This window comes from Streptomyces sp. NPDC004647 (genome assembly GCF_040609575.1).
GTDB lineage: Bacteria > Actinomycetota > Actinomycetes > Streptomycetales > Streptomycetaceae > Streptomyces.
The window spans coordinates 1-17283 of the sequence record NZ_JBEXKU010000121.1; the positions used below are offsets into that span (position 1 = coordinate 1).

Below are 17283 nucleotides of genomic sequence, written 5' to 3' on the forward strand. Positions count from 1 at the left end.
GCTTCTTGTCGCCCAGCGCGGCCCGCAGCACATCCATGTCCCGGGCGGACTCGACCGTCGAGACATGGTCGGGGTCGGCTCCCACCCCGTGCACCGAGTGGTCGGTGCACGATCTCGTGAACCACATCGTCGGCGAGCACCTCTGGGCCCCGCTGCTCCTGGCCGGCGCGACGGTCGCCGAGGTCGGCGACCGGTTCGACGGCGATGTGCTCGGGAACGACCCGGTGAAGGCCTGGGACCGGGCCCAGAGGGAGTCGAACGCGGCCTTCCACCGGCCGGGCGCGCTCGATATCGATGTGCACACCAGCGGCGGTATGACGCCCGGGGTCGAGTACGCCTGGCAGATGACCTCCGATCTCGCCGTGCACGCCTGGGACCTGGCCCGCGGCATCGGGGCCGACGACACGCTGGACGAGGAACTCGCCTCCTCGGTGTACGCCTACATCGAGCCCGAGGTCGACAGCTGGCAGGGCATCGGGGTCTTCGCCCCTCCGGTGAAGATCGCCGACTCCGCGCGTACCCAGGACCGGCTCGTCGCCCTGCTCGGCCGCCGTCCGTGAGCCGCGTCGGCGGCACCGCTCGCGTCGGCCCGACCGGCCGGCCGAGTGGCCCGAACTCCCCGTCTGCCATGGGGAAATGCAGCCGCAGCTGAAACCGCGGTCCGTCGTGCCGCCGAGGGCCCGGAGGGCGAGCCCGGCGCACATATCCGGCACTTACCCGGCACTTATCCGGCACTGCTTTTGAACACCCCGCCTACCACGGTCCGTACATAGCGCCGTCAGAGGCGCGCATCCGCGCCGGACGGAAGCGGACTGCAGGAGTGGACATGAGGAAGTGGCAGAGCGCCTCGATTGCGGTGACCGCTGCGGCGATCATGCTGACGACGGCGTGCGGCGCGGAGAAGAGCGCATCACAGTCGGCCGCGGCGCAGCCGGCGGGCCAGGCCGATGCCGCGTACGGGGACAAGGGCGGTTACGGCGGCGCGGCGCCGCAGGGCGGCGGGCAGGGCAAGCCCAAATCCCCGGGCCAGCTGACGATCAGCGACGACAAGAAACTCGGCCCCGTACTGACCGACAGCGAGGGGTTCACCCTCTACCGCTTCGACAAGGACACCCCCGAGCCCCCGACGTCCAGCTGTGACGGAGACTGCGCCACCACCTGGCCTCCCGTACCCGCCGCCGATGTGTCCTCGACCGCCGGGATCGACGCCTCACTGCTGGGCGAGGTCACGCGCGCCGACGGCACACAGCAACTGACCGTCGGCGGCTGGCCGATGTACCGCTACTCCAAGGACAAAAAGGCGTGGCAGGTCAAGGGCGAGGGTGTGGGCGGCACATGGTTCGCCTCCGCGCCGGACGGCAAGAAGGCGTCGGCCGACGGCGCTGCCGAGGAGGGCGCAGAGGCGGGTTCCGGCGCCGGCTCGGGCGCAGACCCGGGCGCAGACCCGGGCGCCGGCCCGGGTGCCGGCGGCGGCGATTCCGGTTCCGCCGGGGCCGGGCAGCTGCCGGCGCTGTCGGCGGTCGACAACCCGGAGCTGGGCGAGATCATCCGGGACGGCAAGGGCCGCACCCTCTACCGGTTCGACAAGGACTCGGCCTGGCCGATGAAGACCAACTGCACCGGCCCGTGCCTCGACACCTGGAAGCCCGTCAAGCCCGTCGACAAGTCCGGTGTCGAGGGCATCGACCCGAAGCTGCTCACCAACTTCACGCGCCCCGACGGCACCGAGCAGCTGTCGATCGACTGCGTGCTGCTGTACACGTACACCGGCGACGAGAAGCCCGGGGACACCAATGGCCAGGGCGTCGGCGGGGCCTGGTTCGCGGTCTCGCCGGAGGGCAAGAAGGTCGGCGATACCGAGGGCTGACCGGTTCGTAAGAGAACGGGCTGACCGTTTCGGAAGGGAACACGAGCTGTGCGGCGGAGGGGCCGGTGACCTGGGGTCGCCGGCCCCTCCGCCGTTCCTTTCCCTGCCTCGTCCTTCGAAATACTGAGCGAAAAGTGACAGGGTTGCGCGAATGGACAGCCGGACCCTCGGCGCGCCGTCCCAGCGGCCCGCCGGCCCGGGAGGGCGAGATGGCTGACCGGGGTACGTACCCGGCCACCACGGCTACCCTGCTGATGTTCACCGACGGGCTCGTCGAGCAGCCCGGCAAGGGTCTGGACGACGGGCTGCGGCTGCTGACCCAGGCTCTGACCGGCGGCCCGCACCATGTCGAGGAGCTCGCCGACCACCTGGGCACGGCGATGGGGGAGCGGACCGGGGGCGACGACATGGCGATGCTCCTGCTGCGCCGGGAGGGCTTCGCCGTCCCCGAGGTCCGCCGCCGGATCCAGCAGCGCATCGTCCCCACGGACCCGCAAGGGCTGGCCCGGGCACGGCACACGATCAGCGAGGCCGTACGGTCCTGGGCGGTACGCGGGCGTGCGGAGGAGGTGGAGCTGGTCGCCGACGAGCTCATCACCAACGCCCTGCTGCACACCGACGGGGGAGCGGTGGTCACCGTCCGCATGCTCGGGGCGCGCAGTCCCGGCTGAGGGTCGAGGTGCAGGACACGTCCAGCGCCTGTCCCCGGGCCGCGAGCCCGGGGAGTCGGGGGAGTCGGGGGTGTCGGGGCGTGGACTGCTGCTGGTGGACCGGCTGGCCGACATCTGGGGTGTGGAGTCGCAGGGGACCGGCAACACCGTGTGGAGCGAGTTCATCTGCCAGGACGGGCCCGACCGTTCCGGTGAGGGAGAGCCCGGTGGCCCCGGTGCCGCCTGATGTGCACCGCACGGCGGTCGGAACGTGCGAGGGCGTGCGGGCGTCCGGCTCCCCGCGTGAACGGAACGCTCCCAGGTCCACGGACGCGCCCAGGTCTGCCGCACACACCGTGGCCCGGCGCCGCCCTGCCCCGCCGTACGCGCCGCCCGCCGTACGCGCCGCCCGCCGTACGTGCCGTACGCGCCGCCAAGCGCCGCCAGCGCCGCACCCGGCCCCCGAACGGCCGGGCGCGGCGGTGCGGCGGTGTGGTGGTGTGGCGGTCCGGCGTGCGGGTCAGAGCTTGCGGTACATCCGCGCGTCGTCGGTCGCCGAGATCACCAGGTCGAGGCCTGCTCCGGCCGAGGCCGTCACCAGCGCCGCCACCGCGCCCTCGAGGAACGGTGCGTCCGCGATGCGGACCGTGTCCGGCAGGGCACCCTCCCCCGTCTCGGCCAGCAGCGCCTTCACAGTCAGCACGGCGCTGCCCATGTCGCAGAGCACGACGACGCCGCGCCCCGCGTCCACGTGCTTGATCGCCTTGCGGATCAGCGTGGCACTCGTGCCGATGCCGCCGCCCTCCACGCCGCCCGCCGTGGCGACCGGTGCCGGGACCCCCGACCCGACCAGAGCCAGGGCCAGGTCGGCAGTGGCTATGGCCACCTCGTGGCTGTGCGAGACCAGGACCACGCCGACACGCGGCTCGGACTCCGCGCCGGGCCCGGTCCGTGGCTGGGTCGGCGACTGGGGCTCGGACCGGGACTGCGAGGCGGACTGCGACGGGGTCTCCGAAGGCGACTGTGCAGCGGACGGCGACGCCGGCTGCCCGGACGCCGGATCCGCGCTCTCCTGCTCTGCCGCTCCCCGCGCCCCGTCCTTCGGGTCCGACGCCTGTGACAGCTCGGGGTCGGTCACCTCGTACAACGCGGTGACCAGCAGCGCGGACGAGGTGGCCCCCGGGTCCTTGTGGCCGATGCTCCGCTCGCCCAGATAGCTGGCCCGGCCGCGGCGCGCCTGCATCGGAATAGTCGATTCCGCACCCTCCCGCGCGGCCTGCGCGGCCGCCGCCAGAGCCTCCGCGACCCCCGCCCCGCCCGCCAGGGCGGCGCTGTACGCCTCGGCAGCGGGGGCCAGTGCGTCGACCATCGTCTTGTCCCCGGGATTGGAGTCCCCGAGCCGGCGTACGCCGGCCACCGCCGCTGCCAGCGCTTCGCCGAGCGCTTCGGGGCGTACGGGATCCTGGTCGCCCAGCGTGCGGCCCGCACGGCGCAGCACCGTGCCGTACAGCGGCCCGGACGCGCCGCCGACCGTATTGGTCAGATGGGTGCCGAACGCCCGCAGCAGCTCACCCGGTGTGACGGGCTGCTCCGTGGCCACGAACGCCGAGGCCGAGGTGAATCCGCGCTTGAGGTTGGCACCGTGGTCCGCGTCGCCGATGGCGGAGTCGAGGTCCGTCAGGTAGTCGGCCTCCTGGCTGATCACAGCGGTGGCGCGGTCGAGCCAGCGGCGGAAGAAAGCGGTGTCGAGCGCGGCGTCGGGGCCCTGGGGCACTGTCATGGGCGGAGTACTCCTCGGCTCGGAGCGGGTGCGGGCGTACGGCCTGCGCCGTGGCGGGCCGTTCGCAACCAGTCTGCTCCCACCGCGCCGATCGGGCGCCAGCGGGGGCGTCCCGGATCGGAAAAGCATCGGAAAAGCAGCAGTCCATGACGGAGCGGACGGCACGCGAGCAATCCGTATGCACCAGGTGTGAAGATCTTGGTTCCGGAGACTCGCCAGCCCGGAGAGGTGATCGCAATGGCGGGCGTCAGCATGCCGGCCGGGGCGGGTGAACGGCTTCTGGAAGAGCTGGTGGCCCAGACTCATCAGGCCGCCCCGATGGACCTGCCCGACGTCGCGTCCCGGTACGCGAAAGCCCTGGGCATGCAGCGGGCCACCCTCTACCTGGTCGACATCCAGCAGCGGCTGCTGGTGCCGCTGACCGGCCGGGAGGAGTCCCTGGGCGTCGACTCCTCGCTCGCGGGCTGGGCGTACCGCACGCTCTCCCTGCGGGTGGCCGAGGAAGGGTCCGGCGAGCTGATCGTCTGGCTGCCGCTGGTCGACGGAGCGGAGCGGCTGGGCGTACTGGAGGTCCGTACGCCCGCGCTGGACGGGCTGAAGCTCTGGCGCCTGCGGACGCTGGCCGCGCTCCTTGCCATGGCCGTCACCTCCAAGCGCGCCTCCAGCGACACCCTGGCGCGGCAGGCCCGCACCGAGGCGATGCAACTGCCCGCCGAGATGCTGCGCGCGTTCCTCCCGCCCCGCACCATCGGAAGCGACCGGGCGATCTCGACGGCTGTCCTGGAGCCCGCCTACGAACTGGGCGGGGACGCCTTCGACCACTCCTTCACCAAGGACCACCTGTACGCGAGCATCCTCGATGCCATGGGCCACGACCTGGCGTCCGGCCTGGCCACCTCCGTGGCCATGGCGGGCTGCCGGAACGCCCGGCGCACCGGCGCCGATCTGCTGGGGCTCGTCGCGGGCGTCGACGAGGCGCTGGCACAGTGGCTGCCCGACCAGTTCTGCACCGGGGTCTTCGTGCAGCTGGATGTGGAGAGCGGCATGATGCGGTGGTGCAACTGCGGCCATCCGACGCCGCTGCTCATCCGCGAACACCGCCTCGTCGACAGGGCTCTGGAGTGTTCCGCCGAGCCTCCGATGGGTCTGCCCGCCAGCCTCGCCGGTGAGCCGCGGAGCGTGCACGAGACCATCCTGGAGCCGGGGGACCGGGTGCTGCTCTACACGGACGGCGTCGTCGAGGCACGCAGCGAGGACGGCGAGCAGTTCGGCCTGGAGCGGTTCACCGACCACATCATCCGGGCGACCGCGGCCGGAGCACGCGCGCCGGAGGTGCTGCGCCTGCTCATCCACGACATTCTCGACCACCAGGACAGCGACCTCAGCGATGACGCCACGATCCTGCTGCTCGAATGGCGCCCGCCCGGACCGCTGACCGGGCCGGACGGGCGCACTCCGGGGGGTGCCGAGGGCTGGTCGGGCCCCGGCGGCCCCGGAACGATCCAGGGCGCTGCCGAACCCCGCCCTAGTTGATCGCCTTGATCAGCTCTCCGTTCGTGGTGTCCCCGCTGAGTTCCCAGAAGAACGTGCCGCCGAGGTTCTGCTGGTTCTTGTAGGTCATCTTCCCGGCGATGGTGGACGGAGTGTCGTAGCTCCACCACTGGTTGCCGCAGTGCCCGTACGCGGTTCCGGCGACCGTGCCGTTCACCGGGCACTTGCTCTTGAGGACCTTGTAGTCGTCGATACCGGCCTCATAGGTGCCGGTGGCCGCGCCCGTTGCCGTGCCGCCGGGCTCCTTCTGCGTCACACCGGTCCAGCCGCGGCCGTAGAAGCCGATGCCCAGCAGCAGCTTCTGGGACGGGATGCCCAGCGACTTCAACTTGCTGATCGCGGCATCGGTGTTGAAGCCCTGCTGCGGGATGCCGGAGTACGAGGTGAGGGGCGAGTGCGGGGCGGTCGGGCCTTGCGCCGCCCAGGCACCGAAGAAGTCGTACGTCATCGGGTTGTACCAGTCGACGTAGGTCGCGGCGCCCGCGTAGTTCGCTGCGTCGATCTTGCCGCCGGAGGAAGCGTCGGCGGTGATCGCCGCGGTCACCAGGTTGTTGCTGCCGAACTTCGAACGCATCGCGGACATCAGGTTCTTGAAGGCGTCCTTGCCGCTGGTGTCGCAGGACAGGCCGCAGGCGTTGGGGTACTCCCAGTCGATGTCGATCCCGTCGAAGACATCGGCCCAGCGCGGGTCCTCGACGAGGTCGTAGCAGGACTGCGCGAAGGCGGCGGGGTTGCGGGCCGCCTCACCGAAGCCGCCCGACCAGGTCCAACCGCCGAACGACCACAGCACCTTGAGGTTGGGGTGCATCTTCTTCAGCTTGCGCAGCTGGTTGAAGTTGCCGCGCAGCGCGCCGCTGTCCCAGGTGTCGGCCTTGCCGTCCACGCTGGCGCCCGCGTCGTAGAACTTGTCGTAGTCGGCGTAGGCGTCGCCGATCTGGCACTTGCCTCCGGTGACATTGCCGAAGGCGTAGTTGATGTGCGTCAACTTGGCCGCCGAGCCGGACGTCTCGATGTTCTTGACGTGGTAATTGCGCTGGTAGACGCTCCAGTCGGTGAAGTAGCCGATCACCTTGGAGCCCGCCGCGGCCTTCGTGGCCGGGGCTTTCGCGGGGGTTTTCGCCGGGGCGGTTGCCCCGGACTGGCCCGCCGCAGCGGGGACTGCCATCAGCGTGGCGGCGAGCACCGCGCAGCACAGGGCGGCGAGCGCTATGAGCAACGCGCGTGGGCGGAGGGGGAATTGGTCCGGTCCGAGCATGAGTTCTCCTCTGGGTGGGGAGAGCGTGGGGACGTGCCGCGACCTGCATGTCGTTTTGACATGGACGCGTAGAGCGTTGCTGGAACCGTAGAAGGACTAGACCATTGCGTCAATGGTTCGTACCAATCTCGGAATCGGTGCACATGCCACCGGTTCGCCCGTGACGCGGGGCAGCCGATCGGGCATACTCAACGCGCCACAGCCGCTGGTCAGCCCCCTTCGCGACCCGGAGAGGGAGCATCGGCTCAGAGTCATGTCCCGGCGACGCCGCCCGACCCCGGCGCGCGGCCGCCGCGGCCCCCGACAGGGAGGAGAGCGCCGCCATGTCCGACCGCGCCCCACAGCCGGTGGAACGCCAACTGCCCACCGAAGAGGCCCGGGACCTGCTTGCGCTCGTCCGCGAGCTCGCCCAGCGGGAGATCGCTCCAACGGCGGCCGGAGAGGAGGACGCCGGCCACTTCCCCCGCGAGGTCTTCGCGCTGCTGTCCCGGTCGGGGCTGCTCGGCCTGGTGTACGACGAGGAGTACGGCGGCGGCGACCAGCCGTACGAGGTCTACCTCCAGGTCCTCGAAGAGCTCGCCTCGGCCCGGCTCACCGTCGGCCTCGGCGTCAGCGTCCACACCCTGGCCTGCCACGCTCTCGCCGCCTTCGGCACCAAGGAGCAGCGCGCCGAGTACCTTCCGGCCATGCTCGGCGGCGGCCTCCTGGGCGCGTACTGCCTCTCCGAGCCCAGCTCCGGATCCGATGCCGCGTCCTTGCGCACCCGCGCCGTACGCGACGGCGACGACTGGGTCATCACCGGCACCAAGGCGTGGATCACCCACGGCGGCATCGCCGACTTCTACACCGTTCTCGCGCGCACGGGCGGCGAGGGTGCCCGCGGCATCACCGCCTTCCTCGTCCCCGGCGATGCCCCCGGCCTGTCCGCCGCCGCCCCCGAGCACAAGATGGGGATGAAGGGCTCACCCACCGCCCAGGTCCACTTCGACGGGGTGCGGGTGCCCGACACGAGACGCCTCGGTGAGGAGGGTCAGGGCTTCGCGGTCGCCCTCTCCGCCCTCGACTCCGGCCGTCTCGGCATCGCGGCCTGCGCGACCGGTGTCGCCCAGGCGGCCCTCGACGAGGCGCTGTCGTACACGGCGGGGCGGCAGCAGTTCGGCCGTCCGATCGCCGACTTCCAGGGGCTGCGCTTCATGATCGCGGACATGGCGACGCAGATCGAGGCGGGCCGGGCCCTGTATCTCGCCGCCGCGCGGCTGCGGGACGCGGGCAAGCCCTTCTCCAAGGAAGCGGCGATGGCCAAGCTCTTCTGCACCGACAGCGCGATGCGGGTGACGACGGACGCGGTCCAACTCCTCGGCGGCTACGGCTACACCGCGGACTTCCCGGTCGAGCGCTTCATGCGCGAGGCGAAGGTCCTCCAGATCGTGGAGGGCACCAACCAGATCCAGCGCATGGTCGTGGCCCGTCATCTCGCGGGCCCCGAATCCCGCTAGGGACGACAGGACCGGCAGGACGCGAGGGCGGTTCCCGTACGACCCGGGGAACCGCCCTCGCGTCCGTGCGGTGCGACGGCGGCCGGACGGGCCGGAGGCGACGAGGTGCCCCCGGCAGGACGGGCCGCGGAAACCCTTGGCGGGCCTGGCCGACCCATGTCGCCGTCCGCGGCACGGCGCGAGAGCCCGCGGTGGGTGGCTGATGGATGCGGACTGCCCACGGCCTGCGGGAGCCCTCGGAGCGGGGCGGCCGGACGCTCCGACGGCGCGGCGGATGTGCGGTGCCCGGGGCGCTCCTACGGCTCCGCCGTGGGCGTCCCGGACCGGACGGAGCCCGGGGGAGCGCCACGGGCCGTGCCGGATGCGTCGGAGAGGACCGGTCGAAACAGGTCTAGGGGCGGCGCACCAACTGTGTCACCCGCATCGGCCGCGATCCCGGGCCGTCCACGTGGGAGAACGGCTGCGTACGCCAGTCCAGGCTCTCCGGCAGCGTCAGCAGCAGCGCGACGTCCTGCTCCTGCGCGGCGAGCGAATCGTCGGCGGGTGTCGTCTCGGCGACCCCCCGCCCCGTCCCGGGGCAGACGGTGAGGCCGAACGGATTCCACGCCGTCGGGCACAGCGCGTGCTCGGGCAGCACGTCCTCGTCCGCCAGCAGCGCGATCGGCCGCGCGCAGTCCGGGCAGAGCACCCGGAACATCTCGTAGGTCTCGTAAATACTGTCCTCGTCGCTCTCGTCCGCCGTCTCGACGCCGTCCGGCTCGAGAACTGTGCCTGCGGGCACGGGCGTTGTGCGATCGGTGCGACTGGGGCGCTTCAGGCTGCGCATGGTTCTTCTCCCCCTCGGGTGGGCCGGCGAGGCGCTGTGGCCTCGACCACAGCAAGCATTTCCCGGAGCGCCCCGCAGGTAATCGCGGCACTCCGGCGGACACGGCCCGGAGGCTGTGGCGTTCGTCACATACGGCTCGCAGTTGCCCGTCCTGGGCTGTCGCCCGCTGTGCCGGTTCGCCTCGGGAGCAGTAGGTTGATCCGCTGTGGAGGAATTGGACCGGCAGATCGTTGAATTGCTCGTCAAGGACGGGCGCATGAGCTACACCGACCTGGGCAAGGCCACCGGCCTGTCCACTTCGGCGGTGCATCAGCGCGTCCGCCGTCTGGAGCAGCGCGGTGTCGTGCGCGGCTACGCGGCCGTCGTTGACCCCGGAGCCGTCGGCCTGCCGCTCACGGCCTTCATCTCGGTGAAACCCTTCGACCCGAGCGCCCCCGACGACATCGCGGACCGGCTGGCCGACATCCCCGAGATCGAGGCATGCCACAGCGTCGCGGGCGATGAGAACTACATCCTCAAGGTGCGTGTCGCGACACCGCTGGAGCTGGAGCACCTCCTCACCCGGATCCGCTCCCAGTCCGGTGTCTCCACGCGCACCACGGTCGTGCTCTCCACCCCGTACGAGTCCCGCCCGCCGCGCATCTGACCCCCGGGCGGCGACGGTCCCTACACAGGGGAGAGACTGGTCGTCATGAGCGAGAGTCCCGACGGCCAGGTCGATGCCCACCGCACCGTGCTGCTGCGCGGAGGCACCGTCCACAGCCCCGCCGACCCCTTCGCCACCGCCATGGTCGTCGAGCGCGGGAGCGTCGCCTGGGTCGGCTCGGAAGGCGCGGCGGACTCCTTCGCGGACGCGGCCGACGAGGTCGTCCAGTTGGACGGCGCCCTGGTCACCCCCGCCTTCACGGATGCGCACGTCCACACCACCGCGACCGGCCTCGCCCTCACCGGTCTCGACCTCTCCGCCGCCCGTACGCTCGCCGAGGCGCTCGACCGCGTCCGGGCCCATGCGGCCGCCCGCCCCGGCGACCGGGTCATCCTCGGCCACGGCTGGGACGCCACCCGGTGGCCCGAGCGCCGTTCCCCGTCCCGTACGGAACTGGACGAGGCGGCGGGCGGACGACCCTTGTATCTCACCCGGGTGGATGCGCACTCGGCCGTGGTCAGCAGTGCGCTGCTCGACCTCGTCCCCGGTGTCACCGGCCTCCCCGGTTTCCACCTGGACGGCCCGCTCGTCCGCGACGCCCACCACGCCGTACGCCGCGCCGCCCACGCATCCGTTACGCCCCGGCAGCGCACCGACGCCCAGCGCGCCGCCCTGCGCCGCGCCGCTTCCCTCGGTATCGGATCCCTCCACGAGTGCGCCGGCCCCGACATCTCGGGCGAGGACGATCTCACCGGGCTGCTCACTCTCGCCGACATCGAACCGGGCCCCCGCGTCCTCGGCTACTGGGCCGAGCGGATCACCGACGCCAAGGGCGCCGAACGCCTCCGTGATCTCGGCGCGATCGGCGCGGGGGGTGACCTCTTCGTCGACGGTTCTCTCGGCTCGCACACCGCCAGTCTCGATGAGCAGTACGCGGACGCCCCCCATGCCGGTGTCTCCTACCTCGACACCGCCGCGGTCGCCGCGCATGTCGTCGCCTGTACGGAGGCGAGCCTGCAGGCGGGCTTCCACGCCATCGGCGACGCGGCCGTGACCACCGTCGTCGAGGGCGTACGGGCCGCTGCGCAGATCGTCGGCCTCGCCCCTGTCCGCGCCGCCCGGCACCGCGTGGAGCACGCCGAGATGCTCACCCCGGAGACGATCGCGGCCTTCGCGGAACTTGGGCTCACCGCCTCCGTCCAGCCCGCGTTCGACGCCGCCTGGGGCGGCGAGGACGGGATGTACGCGCAGCGGCTCGGCCGCGAGCGGGCGCGCACCCTCAACCCGTACGCGGCCCTGCTGCGCGCGGGCGTCGCGCTCGCGCTCGGCTCCGACAGCCCGGTCACCCCGCTCGACCCGTGGGGCACCGTCCGCGCCGCCGCGTTCCACCGCACGCCCGAGCACCGCATCTCGGTGCGGGCCGCCTTCACCGCCCACACGCGCGGCGGTTGGCGGGCCGTCGGGCGCGACGACGCGGGTGTGCTCGTCCCCGGCGCCCCCGCCGACTACGCGGTCTGGAGAACCGGTGACCTGGTCGTCCAGGCCCCCGACGAACGGGTCGCCAGATGGTCCACCGACCCCCGCTCCGGCACCCCCGGCCTGCCCGACCTCACCCCTGGCGGTGAGCTGCCCGTGTGCCTGCGCACCGTTGTGGACGGACACACGGTCTACGCACGGCCGAACGAGTGACGTACCGGGGTGGCGCGCTGTCGAAAGGCGCGCCCCCGGCCTGTCGTGCCACCTGCGGATCTTCCCTACTGACCTGCTGAATCGAGGAAAGTCCCCAGGTCAAACGGCTGTTGACAGAACGCGGGCGGCGGCCGGTAGGTTCGGCCGAGTCCACCACAGGACGTCCGACCGGGGAACTTTCCACGCAGTCGCCGAACGCTGCTGGGCCATGGGGCGGTGCGCCGAACGAGGCATCGCCACTGGGAGCCAGGTCCAGCGCCCGCGCCACGGGGGCGGGGGAAAGTTACGGCCGGTCGGCAGGTGCGACCCGGGTGGGGCCCGGACGTTCAGTAGACAACGGCTCTCGGTCGACCCGCAGCCAGCGGGTCCCAGGTCGGCCCGAAGGGCGCCGGGCCCCGATCCGCAGATTCCGCTTCGGGCACGGTTCGTTGAGCACGGGCTTGCGCGTGCGTTCCGCCGTCGGGGGCCCGGGGACGGACCTGGCCGGGCGCCGTGCTGCGGCTCGGTGGGGCCGCGGTTCGGATCGGCGGGGCCCGTGCTGTGCGTCCAGGGGCGAGCCCGCGCAGCGGCCCACGAGAAGCGGAGTCAGAGCCTCCGTAGGGGGTCTCCAGCCCGGGGCCCATGGCGTCGGCGCAGCGATGTACGGTCACATCACCACCGCACGACCTGCAGGAAGGCGCGACCGTGCCATCGGGCCCCGAGACCACCGCCGCGAGCCCCTCCGGGGGCGCACCGCGCGCTGACCGCGAAGGGGACGCCCCGGTGGCCTCCACCGGCGCTGACGAGCCATTGGGCGGGCGGGAGCCCGCCGTGGACAGGACGCCCGCCGCGGACCGGACGTCTGCCGCGGACGGTCATGAGCCCGCCGCGGATGCGCCGTACGCCGCCGACGCAGAGCCCCCTGCGGAGGTGACGCCTGTTGCGGAAGCGATGACCCCTGACCCCGCAGAGCACGCCGCGGAGGACACGAGCCCTGCCGACGCAGAGCCCACCGCGCCGGCCGCGCCCGCGACGCCTGCTGCTAACGCGGAGTCCGCCGCTCCCGTGGAGTCCGCCGCGCACGCTGCGCCCGCCGAGGCTGCCGAAAGCGCCGCCCCCGAAGCCGCAGCCCCCGAAGCCGCCGCCTCCGATGGCAGCGGCACCGGCCGTGCGGGCGGGCCGGAAGGCCCCCGGCCGGACGGCCCCGCGGAATCGACGCCGGAGACGCGGGATGCGACAGAGGGCAACGGCGCGCCCGCCGAGCCCCGGCCCGGCCGTGCCCGGCGCGCCTACCGCACCGCCCGCCGCGAGGCGCCCCGCACCGGGCTGGCCGCAGCGGCCGGCCTCGCCCTCGCCCTCGCCTTCCCGCCGTACGACATCTGGCCGCTGTCCTTGCTCGCCGTCGCCGCGCTGAGCCTGCTGACCCGGGGCCGCACCGTCCGGCAGGGCGCCTGGACCGGCTTCGCCTTCGGGCTGCCGTTCCTCTTCCTGCTGCTGCGCTGGCTCCATGTGATCGGCTACGACGCGGTGTTCGGGCTCTCGCTCATCGAGGCGCTCTTCATCGCCGCACTGGGTGCCGGCCTCGCCCTCACGTCCCGGCTGCCGCTGTGGCCGTTGTGGGGCGCCTGCCTGTGGGTCGCCGAGGAGTGGGCCCGCGACCGGGTCCCCTTCGGAGGATTCCCCTGGGGCCGCCTGGCGTTCGCCAACACCGGCTCACCCTTCACCCCCTTCGCCGCCCTCGGCGGCGCCCCGCTGGTCACCTTCGCCGTTGCCCTCAGCGGCGCGCTGCTCGCCGCGGCGGCTGTCGCCGTCTGGCGCCTGCGCAGCGCACCGCGCGCCGCGCGCACCGTACGGGCCGCAACTCCCGCCGCCCTGGCCGCGGTCCTCGCCGTGGCCGTCGCCGCCACCGGCTACGCCGTCCCGGTCCGGAGCGACGCCACCGACCATGTGAACATCGCGGTCGTCCAGGGCAACGTCCAGCAGGCCGGTATGGACTTCCTCGGCCGACCCATGAAGATCCTCAACAACCACGCCGGCGCCACCCTCGACCTGGCCGAGGACGTGAAGGCCGGACGTGCGAAGAAGCCCGATCTGGTGATCTGGCCGGAGAACGCCTCCGACCTCGACCCCTTCCAGTACCCGCAGGCGTACGACCGGATCGACGCGGCGGTGAAGGCGATCGGCGTGCCGATCCTCGTCGGTGCGCTCGTCGACCACCCCAGCAAGGACGGCTACGTCGAGAATCAGGGCATCGTCTGGGACCCGAAGACCGGCCCGGGCGCCTCCTACACCAAGCAGCACCCGGTGCCCTTCGGCGAGTACGTCCCCTTCCGCGACCAGCTGAGCAAGGTCATCACCCGGCTCCAGCGCGTCCCTCGCGACTTCTACCCCGGGGACCGCACGGGCGTCATGCAGACCGGTCCGGCCCGGCTCGGCGACGTGATCTGCTTCGAGGTCGCCTACGACGAGATCGTCCACGACACCGTGCAGGACGGGGCCCGTGCCCTCGTCATCCAGACCAACAACGCCACCTACGGTCGCACCGGGCAGCCCGAGCAGCAGCTCGCCATGTCCAGGCTGCGCGCCGTCGAGCACGGCCGTGCCATCGTGACCGCCGCCACCAGCGGCATCAGTGCGATCGTCGCCCCCGACGGCACCATCGAGCAGCGGACCGGGGAATTCACCCGCGACGTCCTCACCGCACGTCTCCCGTTGCGTGACGACACGACCGTTGCCGACCGCGTCGCAGCGGGTCCTGAGTGGGCGCTCGCTATGGTGGGCCTTCTGTCCTGCGCCGCAGCAACTCTCCTCGGCCGGCGGGGACGTACGGATGAGAAGGGGCAGCAGTGAACGACGGTGGTGGGGTTCCCCGGGGCGGCGCCCAGGGGAGGCAGTACGGCCCGCTCGGCCCGGCCTTGGTGATCATCCCGACCTACAACGAGGCGGCGAACATCAAGCCGATCGTCGCCCGGGTGCGGTCCGCCGTCCCCGACGCGCACATCCTCGTCGCCGACGACAACAGCCCGGACGGCACCGGCAAACTGGCCGACGAACTCGTGGCCGAGGACGATCAGGTTCATGTGCTGCACCGCAAGGGCAAGGAGGGCCTCGGCGCGGCCTATCTCGCCGGCTTCCGCTGGGGCATCGAACACGGCTACGGCGTGCTCGTCGAGATGGACGCCGACGGTTCGCACCAGCCCGAGGAGTTGCCCCGGCTGCTGACCGCCCTCAAGGGCGCGGACCTCGTCCTCGGATCCCGCTGGGTCCCGGGCGGCCGGGTCGTCAACTGGCCCAAGTACCGCCAGTTCATCTCCCGCGGCGGGAGCACGTACTCCCGCCTGCTGCTCGGTCTTTCGGTGCGCGATGTCACCGGCGGCTTCCGGGCTTTCCGCAAGGAGACCCTCGAAGGCCTCGGCATGGACGCGGTCGCCTCTCAGGGCTACTGCTTCCAGGTGGATCTGGCCTGGCGCGCGGTCAAAGCGGGATTCCACGTGGTCGAGGTCCCCATCACTTTCGTCGAGCGGGAGCACGGCGACAGCAAGATGAACAACGACATCGTCGTCGAGGCACTGTGGCGGGTCACCGCCTGGGGCGTCGGCTCCCGGCTGAACCGCGTGCTGGGCCGCAAGTCCTCCTGAGAAATCGGCCCACTCCTCCTGGAACGGGTGCACAGACCCGCCTTCCAGGCGACGCTGATCTCGGCGCTCCGCCACCACTGAAACCGTGGCGGCGTAACCACTGAACCGTGGCGGGCAGGCCCTGGCGTCCGGCGCCCGGCGCCCGGGTCTGCCGTCCGGTGATGGTCAGTCCGTGGGCTCCTCGGGGGCCGGCTGATCCGGGTCGACACCCTCCGGCGCCGGAGCGCCCCGGCGCCCGGTTCCGGCCACGTCGGTGTCCGGCAGCTCCTCGGGCTCCGGCGGTTCCTCCTCGCTGGACGCCTCCTCGACGTCCCACCGGTCGGGGGTCTCCTCGCTGCTCGCCTGCTGGTCCTGCATGTCCCGGGGGACACCCTCGCGGTGCTCCGGGGGTGCTTCCGTCGGTCGTTCGGTCATGACCCCATCCTTACTCGCCTGCCGGCAGCGTGCCGGGCTGGCGGGTACCCGTTGCCGGCAGCGTGCCGGGTTGGCGGGTACCCGTGCTCGCGGGGGTGCATGCGGGGGGAAGAGAGAAAGATCGTTACGGCACATGGCCGCCGATGGCCCGCACTGAAGCCGCCGTACACCGGGGACGGCGCAGCCGCCCGGTACATCCGGCTGACGCCGCCTCGTACGCCTCGAACATGCCGGACAGGCGCCCCACCCGTCCGCTGCCCGCCCGGTCGAGGGCGCCGGGAGAGACCCACGGGGCCGTGGCCGGCCGGGCACAGTCAGTCCGTCGCGCGGCCCCGCATGCCCGGGCGAGGCGGCGGTCAGCGCCGCGCGCGGCTGCGCGCCTTGGCGTTACGGCGGCGGATCGTACGCCGTTCGTTCTCGTCGAGGCCACCCCAGACGCCGGAGTCCTGATTGTTCTCCAGTGCCCACTCAAGGCACTGCTCCGTGACCGGGCAGCGCTCGCACACGGTCTTCGCCTCCTGTTCCTGGAGGATGGCAGGACCCGAGGTGCCGATGGGGAAGAAGAGTTCCGGGTCCTCGTTACGGCAGGCGGCGCTCTGACGCCAGTTCATGGAGTCCACTCCGTTTCCGCGCCCGTCCACGGGCGCATGGGTCGTTCATGGGTTGAGGTCCGCAAACCCGCGTACCCGACACAGCCCGGCCAATGCACACTGGAAGACATGACGACCGGCGCACCGCATCAGTCCACCCGTTCACGGCGCTCGCGCGCCCGCCCGCTCCTGCCGCTGGCCGTGGCGGCCTGGCTGGTGCTGGAGATCTGGCTGCTGATCGTCGTGGCCGATGCCCTCAGCGGCCTCGCTGTCCTTCTGCTGCTGCTGGCCGGGGTGGTCGTCGGCGGTTACGTGATCAAGCGCGCCGGCCGCCGGGCCTGGCGCGGGCTGACCGCCAACATTCAGGCGGCGCAGGCCGCTCAGGCGTCCGGGCAGCCGGTCGACCGTCCCGAGGAGAGCGAGGAGAGCAGCGGGAACACGCTCCCCATGGTGGGCGGGCTGCTGCTGATGATGCCGGGGCTGATCTCCGACGCCGCCGGTCTGCTGTGCATCTTCCCGCCGACGAGGGCATTGCTGCGCCGCTCGCTGGAAAGGTCGCTGAGCCGCCGGATGCAGGGCGCGCAGTCCGGTACGTTCCCGGGGGCCTTCCAGCAGGCCCGGATCCACCGCCCCGACGGGAAGGTCGTCCAGGGCGAGGTGATCCGCGAGGACCGGCCCGGAGACGAGCCGCCCCGCGATGACGATCAGCGCCCGCCGCTCACGCACTGACCTCAGCTCACGGATCTCGGCTCACTGAGGTCCGCTCACGCACTGAGGTCCGCTCGCAGCGCCGGGTCACCGGCGCCGTGCATGCGGAACGCGGCCGTCCATCACCCAGGGCGGCAGTACGCGGGCACGCAGAACGCCGCGGGCTGCGGCACACCGGTTGGTGTGCCACAGCC

16 protein-coding genes and 1 pseudogene are annotated in these 17283 nt (G+C 72.2%); 11 read left to right on the forward strand and 6 right to left on the reverse strand.

Annotated features, from left to right (window positions below; all coding sequences use genetic code 11):
- Nucleotides 1-104: 104 nt before the first annotated feature.
- From ABZW18_RS31820 to ABZW18_RS31835, 4 genes are all read left to right on the forward strand, one after another.
- A complete protein-coding gene (locus ABZW18_RS31820) occupies nt 105-560 on the forward strand; it encodes a TIGR03086 family metal-binding protein (protein ID WP_356194277.1) in 456 nt (151 codons plus the stop codon).
- Between the two features lie 266 nt (nt 561-826).
- On the forward strand, nt 827-1867 hold the full coding sequence (locus ABZW18_RS31825; RefSeq protein WP_356194280.1) for an SCO0930 family lipoprotein: 1041 nt from the start codon (nt 827-829) through the stop codon (nt 1865-1867).
- Between the two features lie 209 nt (nt 1868-2076).
- The gene (locus ABZW18_RS31830) at nt 2077-2538 is read left to right on the forward strand and encodes a SpoIIE family protein phosphatase (RefSeq protein ID WP_356194282.1); all 462 of its coding nucleotides are present in this window, start codon (nt 2077-2079) and stop codon (nt 2536-2538) included.
- A 70-nt stretch (nt 2539-2608) separates the two neighbouring features.
- The gene (locus tag ABZW18_RS31835) at nt 2609-2764 is read left to right on the forward strand and encodes an ATP-binding protein (RefSeq protein ID WP_356194284.1); all 156 of its coding nucleotides are present in this window, start codon (nt 2609-2611) and stop codon (nt 2762-2764) included.
- A 273-nt stretch (nt 2765-3037) separates the two neighbouring features.
- On the opposite strand, the gene ABZW18_RS31840 is transcribed toward ABZW18_RS31835, so the two are convergent.
- Nucleotides 3038-3655, reverse strand: coding sequence for a PTS fructose transporter subunit IIA (locus ABZW18_RS31840; protein WP_356194315.1), 618 nt, complete (start codon nt 3653-3655; stop codon nt 3038-3040).
- A pseudogene (gene dhaL / locus ABZW18_RS31845) lies at nt 3656-4297 on the reverse strand (dihydroxyacetone kinase subunit DhaL); the annotation flags it as partial.
- A 237-nt stretch (nt 4298-4534) separates the two neighbouring features.
- On the opposite strand from dhaL, the gene ABZW18_RS31850 reads away from it, so the two are divergent.
- The gene (locus ABZW18_RS31850; RefSeq protein ID WP_356194287.1) at nt 4535-5830 is read left to right on the forward strand and encodes a PP2C family protein-serine/threonine phosphatase; all 1296 of its coding nucleotides are present in this window, start codon (nt 4535-4537) and stop codon (nt 5828-5830) included.
- Here ABZW18_RS31850 and ABZW18_RS31855 read toward each other — a convergent pair.
- On the reverse strand, nt 5823-7103 hold the full coding sequence (locus tag ABZW18_RS31855; protein WP_356194290.1) for a glycoside hydrolase family 18 protein: 1281 nt from the start codon (nt 7101-7103) through the stop codon (nt 5823-5825). The genes ABZW18_RS31850 and ABZW18_RS31855 overlap by 8 nt on opposite strands.
- Before the next feature lie 323 nt (nt 7104-7426).
- Here ABZW18_RS31855 and ABZW18_RS31860 point away from each other — a divergent pair, with 323 nt between their 5' ends.
- A complete protein-coding gene (locus tag ABZW18_RS31860; RefSeq protein ID WP_356194292.1) occupies nt 7427-8599 on the forward strand; it encodes an acyl-CoA dehydrogenase family protein in 1173 nt (390 codons plus the stop codon).
- Nucleotides 8600-8990: 391 nt separating this feature from the next.
- Here the strand turns inward: ABZW18_RS31860 and ABZW18_RS31865 are convergent, their stop codons facing one another.
- Nucleotides 8991-9425: a hypothetical protein gene (locus ABZW18_RS31865; protein WP_356194295.1), complete on the reverse strand. Its 435-nt coding sequence runs from the start codon at nt 9423-9425 to the stop codon at nt 8991-8993.
- 205 nt (nt 9426-9630) lie between these two features.
- Between ABZW18_RS31865 and ABZW18_RS31870 the strand changes: the two genes are divergently transcribed.
- The 4 genes from ABZW18_RS31870 to ABZW18_RS31885 all read left to right on the forward strand — a co-directional run bounded on the left by ABZW18_RS31870 (nt 9631) and on the right by ABZW18_RS31885 (nt 15377).
- A complete protein-coding gene (locus tag ABZW18_RS31870; RefSeq protein WP_356194298.1) occupies nt 9631-10071 on the forward strand; it encodes an Lrp/AsnC family transcriptional regulator in 441 nt (146 codons plus the stop codon).
- Nucleotides 10072-10116: 45 nt separating this feature from the next.
- Nucleotides 10117-11760, forward strand: coding sequence for an amidohydrolase (locus tag ABZW18_RS31875; RefSeq protein ID WP_356194301.1), 1644 nt, complete (start codon nt 10117-10119; stop codon nt 11758-11760).
- 684 nt (nt 11761-12444) lie between these two features.
- Nucleotides 12445-14589 carry an apolipoprotein N-acyltransferase gene (gene lnt / locus ABZW18_RS31880; protein ID WP_356194302.1) on the forward strand — a complete coding sequence of 715 codons (2145 nt, stop codon included), beginning with the start codon at nt 12445-12447 and terminating at the stop codon, nt 14587-14589.
- Nucleotides 14586-15377 (forward strand): polyprenol monophosphomannose synthase, encoded by a 792-nt coding sequence (locus ABZW18_RS31885; protein WP_356194305.1) that lies wholly within the window; start codon nt 14586-14588, stop codon nt 15375-15377. Before lnt ends, ABZW18_RS31885 begins: the two co-directional genes overlap by 4 nt.
- A gap of 165 nt (nt 15378-15542) precedes the next feature.
- Here ABZW18_RS31885 and ABZW18_RS31890 read toward each other — a convergent pair whose 3' ends face one another.
- Both ABZW18_RS31890 and ABZW18_RS31895 read right to left on the reverse strand, forming a co-directional pair.
- The gene (locus ABZW18_RS31890; RefSeq protein ID WP_356194307.1) at nt 15543-15791 is read right to left on the reverse strand and encodes a hypothetical protein; all 249 of its coding nucleotides are present in this window, start codon (nt 15789-15791) and stop codon (nt 15543-15545) included.
- Between the two features lie 356 nt (nt 15792-16147).
- Nucleotides 16148-16402, reverse strand: a complete 255-nt coding sequence (locus ABZW18_RS31895; protein WP_356194310.1) for a WhiB family transcriptional regulator — start codon at nt 16400-16402, stop codon at nt 16148-16150.
- Between the two features lie 108 nt (nt 16403-16510).
- On the opposite strand from ABZW18_RS31895, the gene fxsA reads away from it, so the two are divergent.
- Entirely contained in the window at nt 16511-17110 is a 600-nt protein-coding gene (fxsA, locus tag ABZW18_RS31900) for an FxsA family membrane protein (protein ID WP_356194312.1), read from the forward strand.
- Nucleotides 17111-17283: the final 173 nt, after the last annotated feature.

What these genes read in the sequence shown, in the direction of transcription:
- ABZW18_RS31895 (WP_356194310.1), bottom strand. Translation starts at nt 16,402, where the DNA reads ATGAACTGGCGTCAGAGCGCCGCCTGCCGTAACGAGGACCCGGAACTC.
- ABZW18_RS31830 (WP_356194282.1), top strand. Translation starts at nt 2,077, where the DNA reads ATGGCTGACCGGGGTACGTACCCGGCCACCACGGCTACCCTGCTGATG.
- ABZW18_RS31890 (WP_356194307.1), bottom strand. Translation starts at nt 15,791, where the DNA reads ATGACCGAACGACCGACGGAAGCACCCCCGGAGCACCGCGAGGGTGTC.
- ABZW18_RS31860 (WP_356194292.1), top strand. Translation starts at nt 7,427, where the DNA reads ATGTCCGACCGCGCCCCACAGCCGGTGGAACGCCAACTGCCCACCGAA.
- ABZW18_RS31855 (WP_356194290.1), bottom strand. Translation starts at nt 7,103, where the DNA reads ATGCTCGGACCGGACCAATTCCCCCTCCGCCCACGCGCGTTGCTCATA.
- ABZW18_RS31825 (WP_356194280.1), top strand. Translation starts at nt 827, where the DNA reads ATGAGGAAGTGGCAGAGCGCCTCGATTGCGGTGACCGCTGCGGCGATC.
- fxsA (WP_356194312.1), top strand. Translation starts at nt 16,511, where the DNA reads ATGACGACCGGCGCACCGCATCAGTCCACCCGTTCACGGCGCTCGCGC.
- ABZW18_RS31865 (WP_356194295.1), bottom strand. Translation starts at nt 9,425, where the DNA reads ATGCGCAGCCTGAAGCGCCCCAGTCGCACCGATCGCACAACGCCCGTG.
- ABZW18_RS31850 (WP_356194287.1), top strand. Translation starts at nt 4,535, where the DNA reads ATGGCGGGCGTCAGCATGCCGGCCGGGGCGGGTGAACGGCTTCTGGAA.
- ABZW18_RS31875 (WP_356194301.1), top strand. Translation starts at nt 10,117, where the DNA reads ATGAGCGAGAGTCCCGACGGCCAGGTCGATGCCCACCGCACCGTGCTG.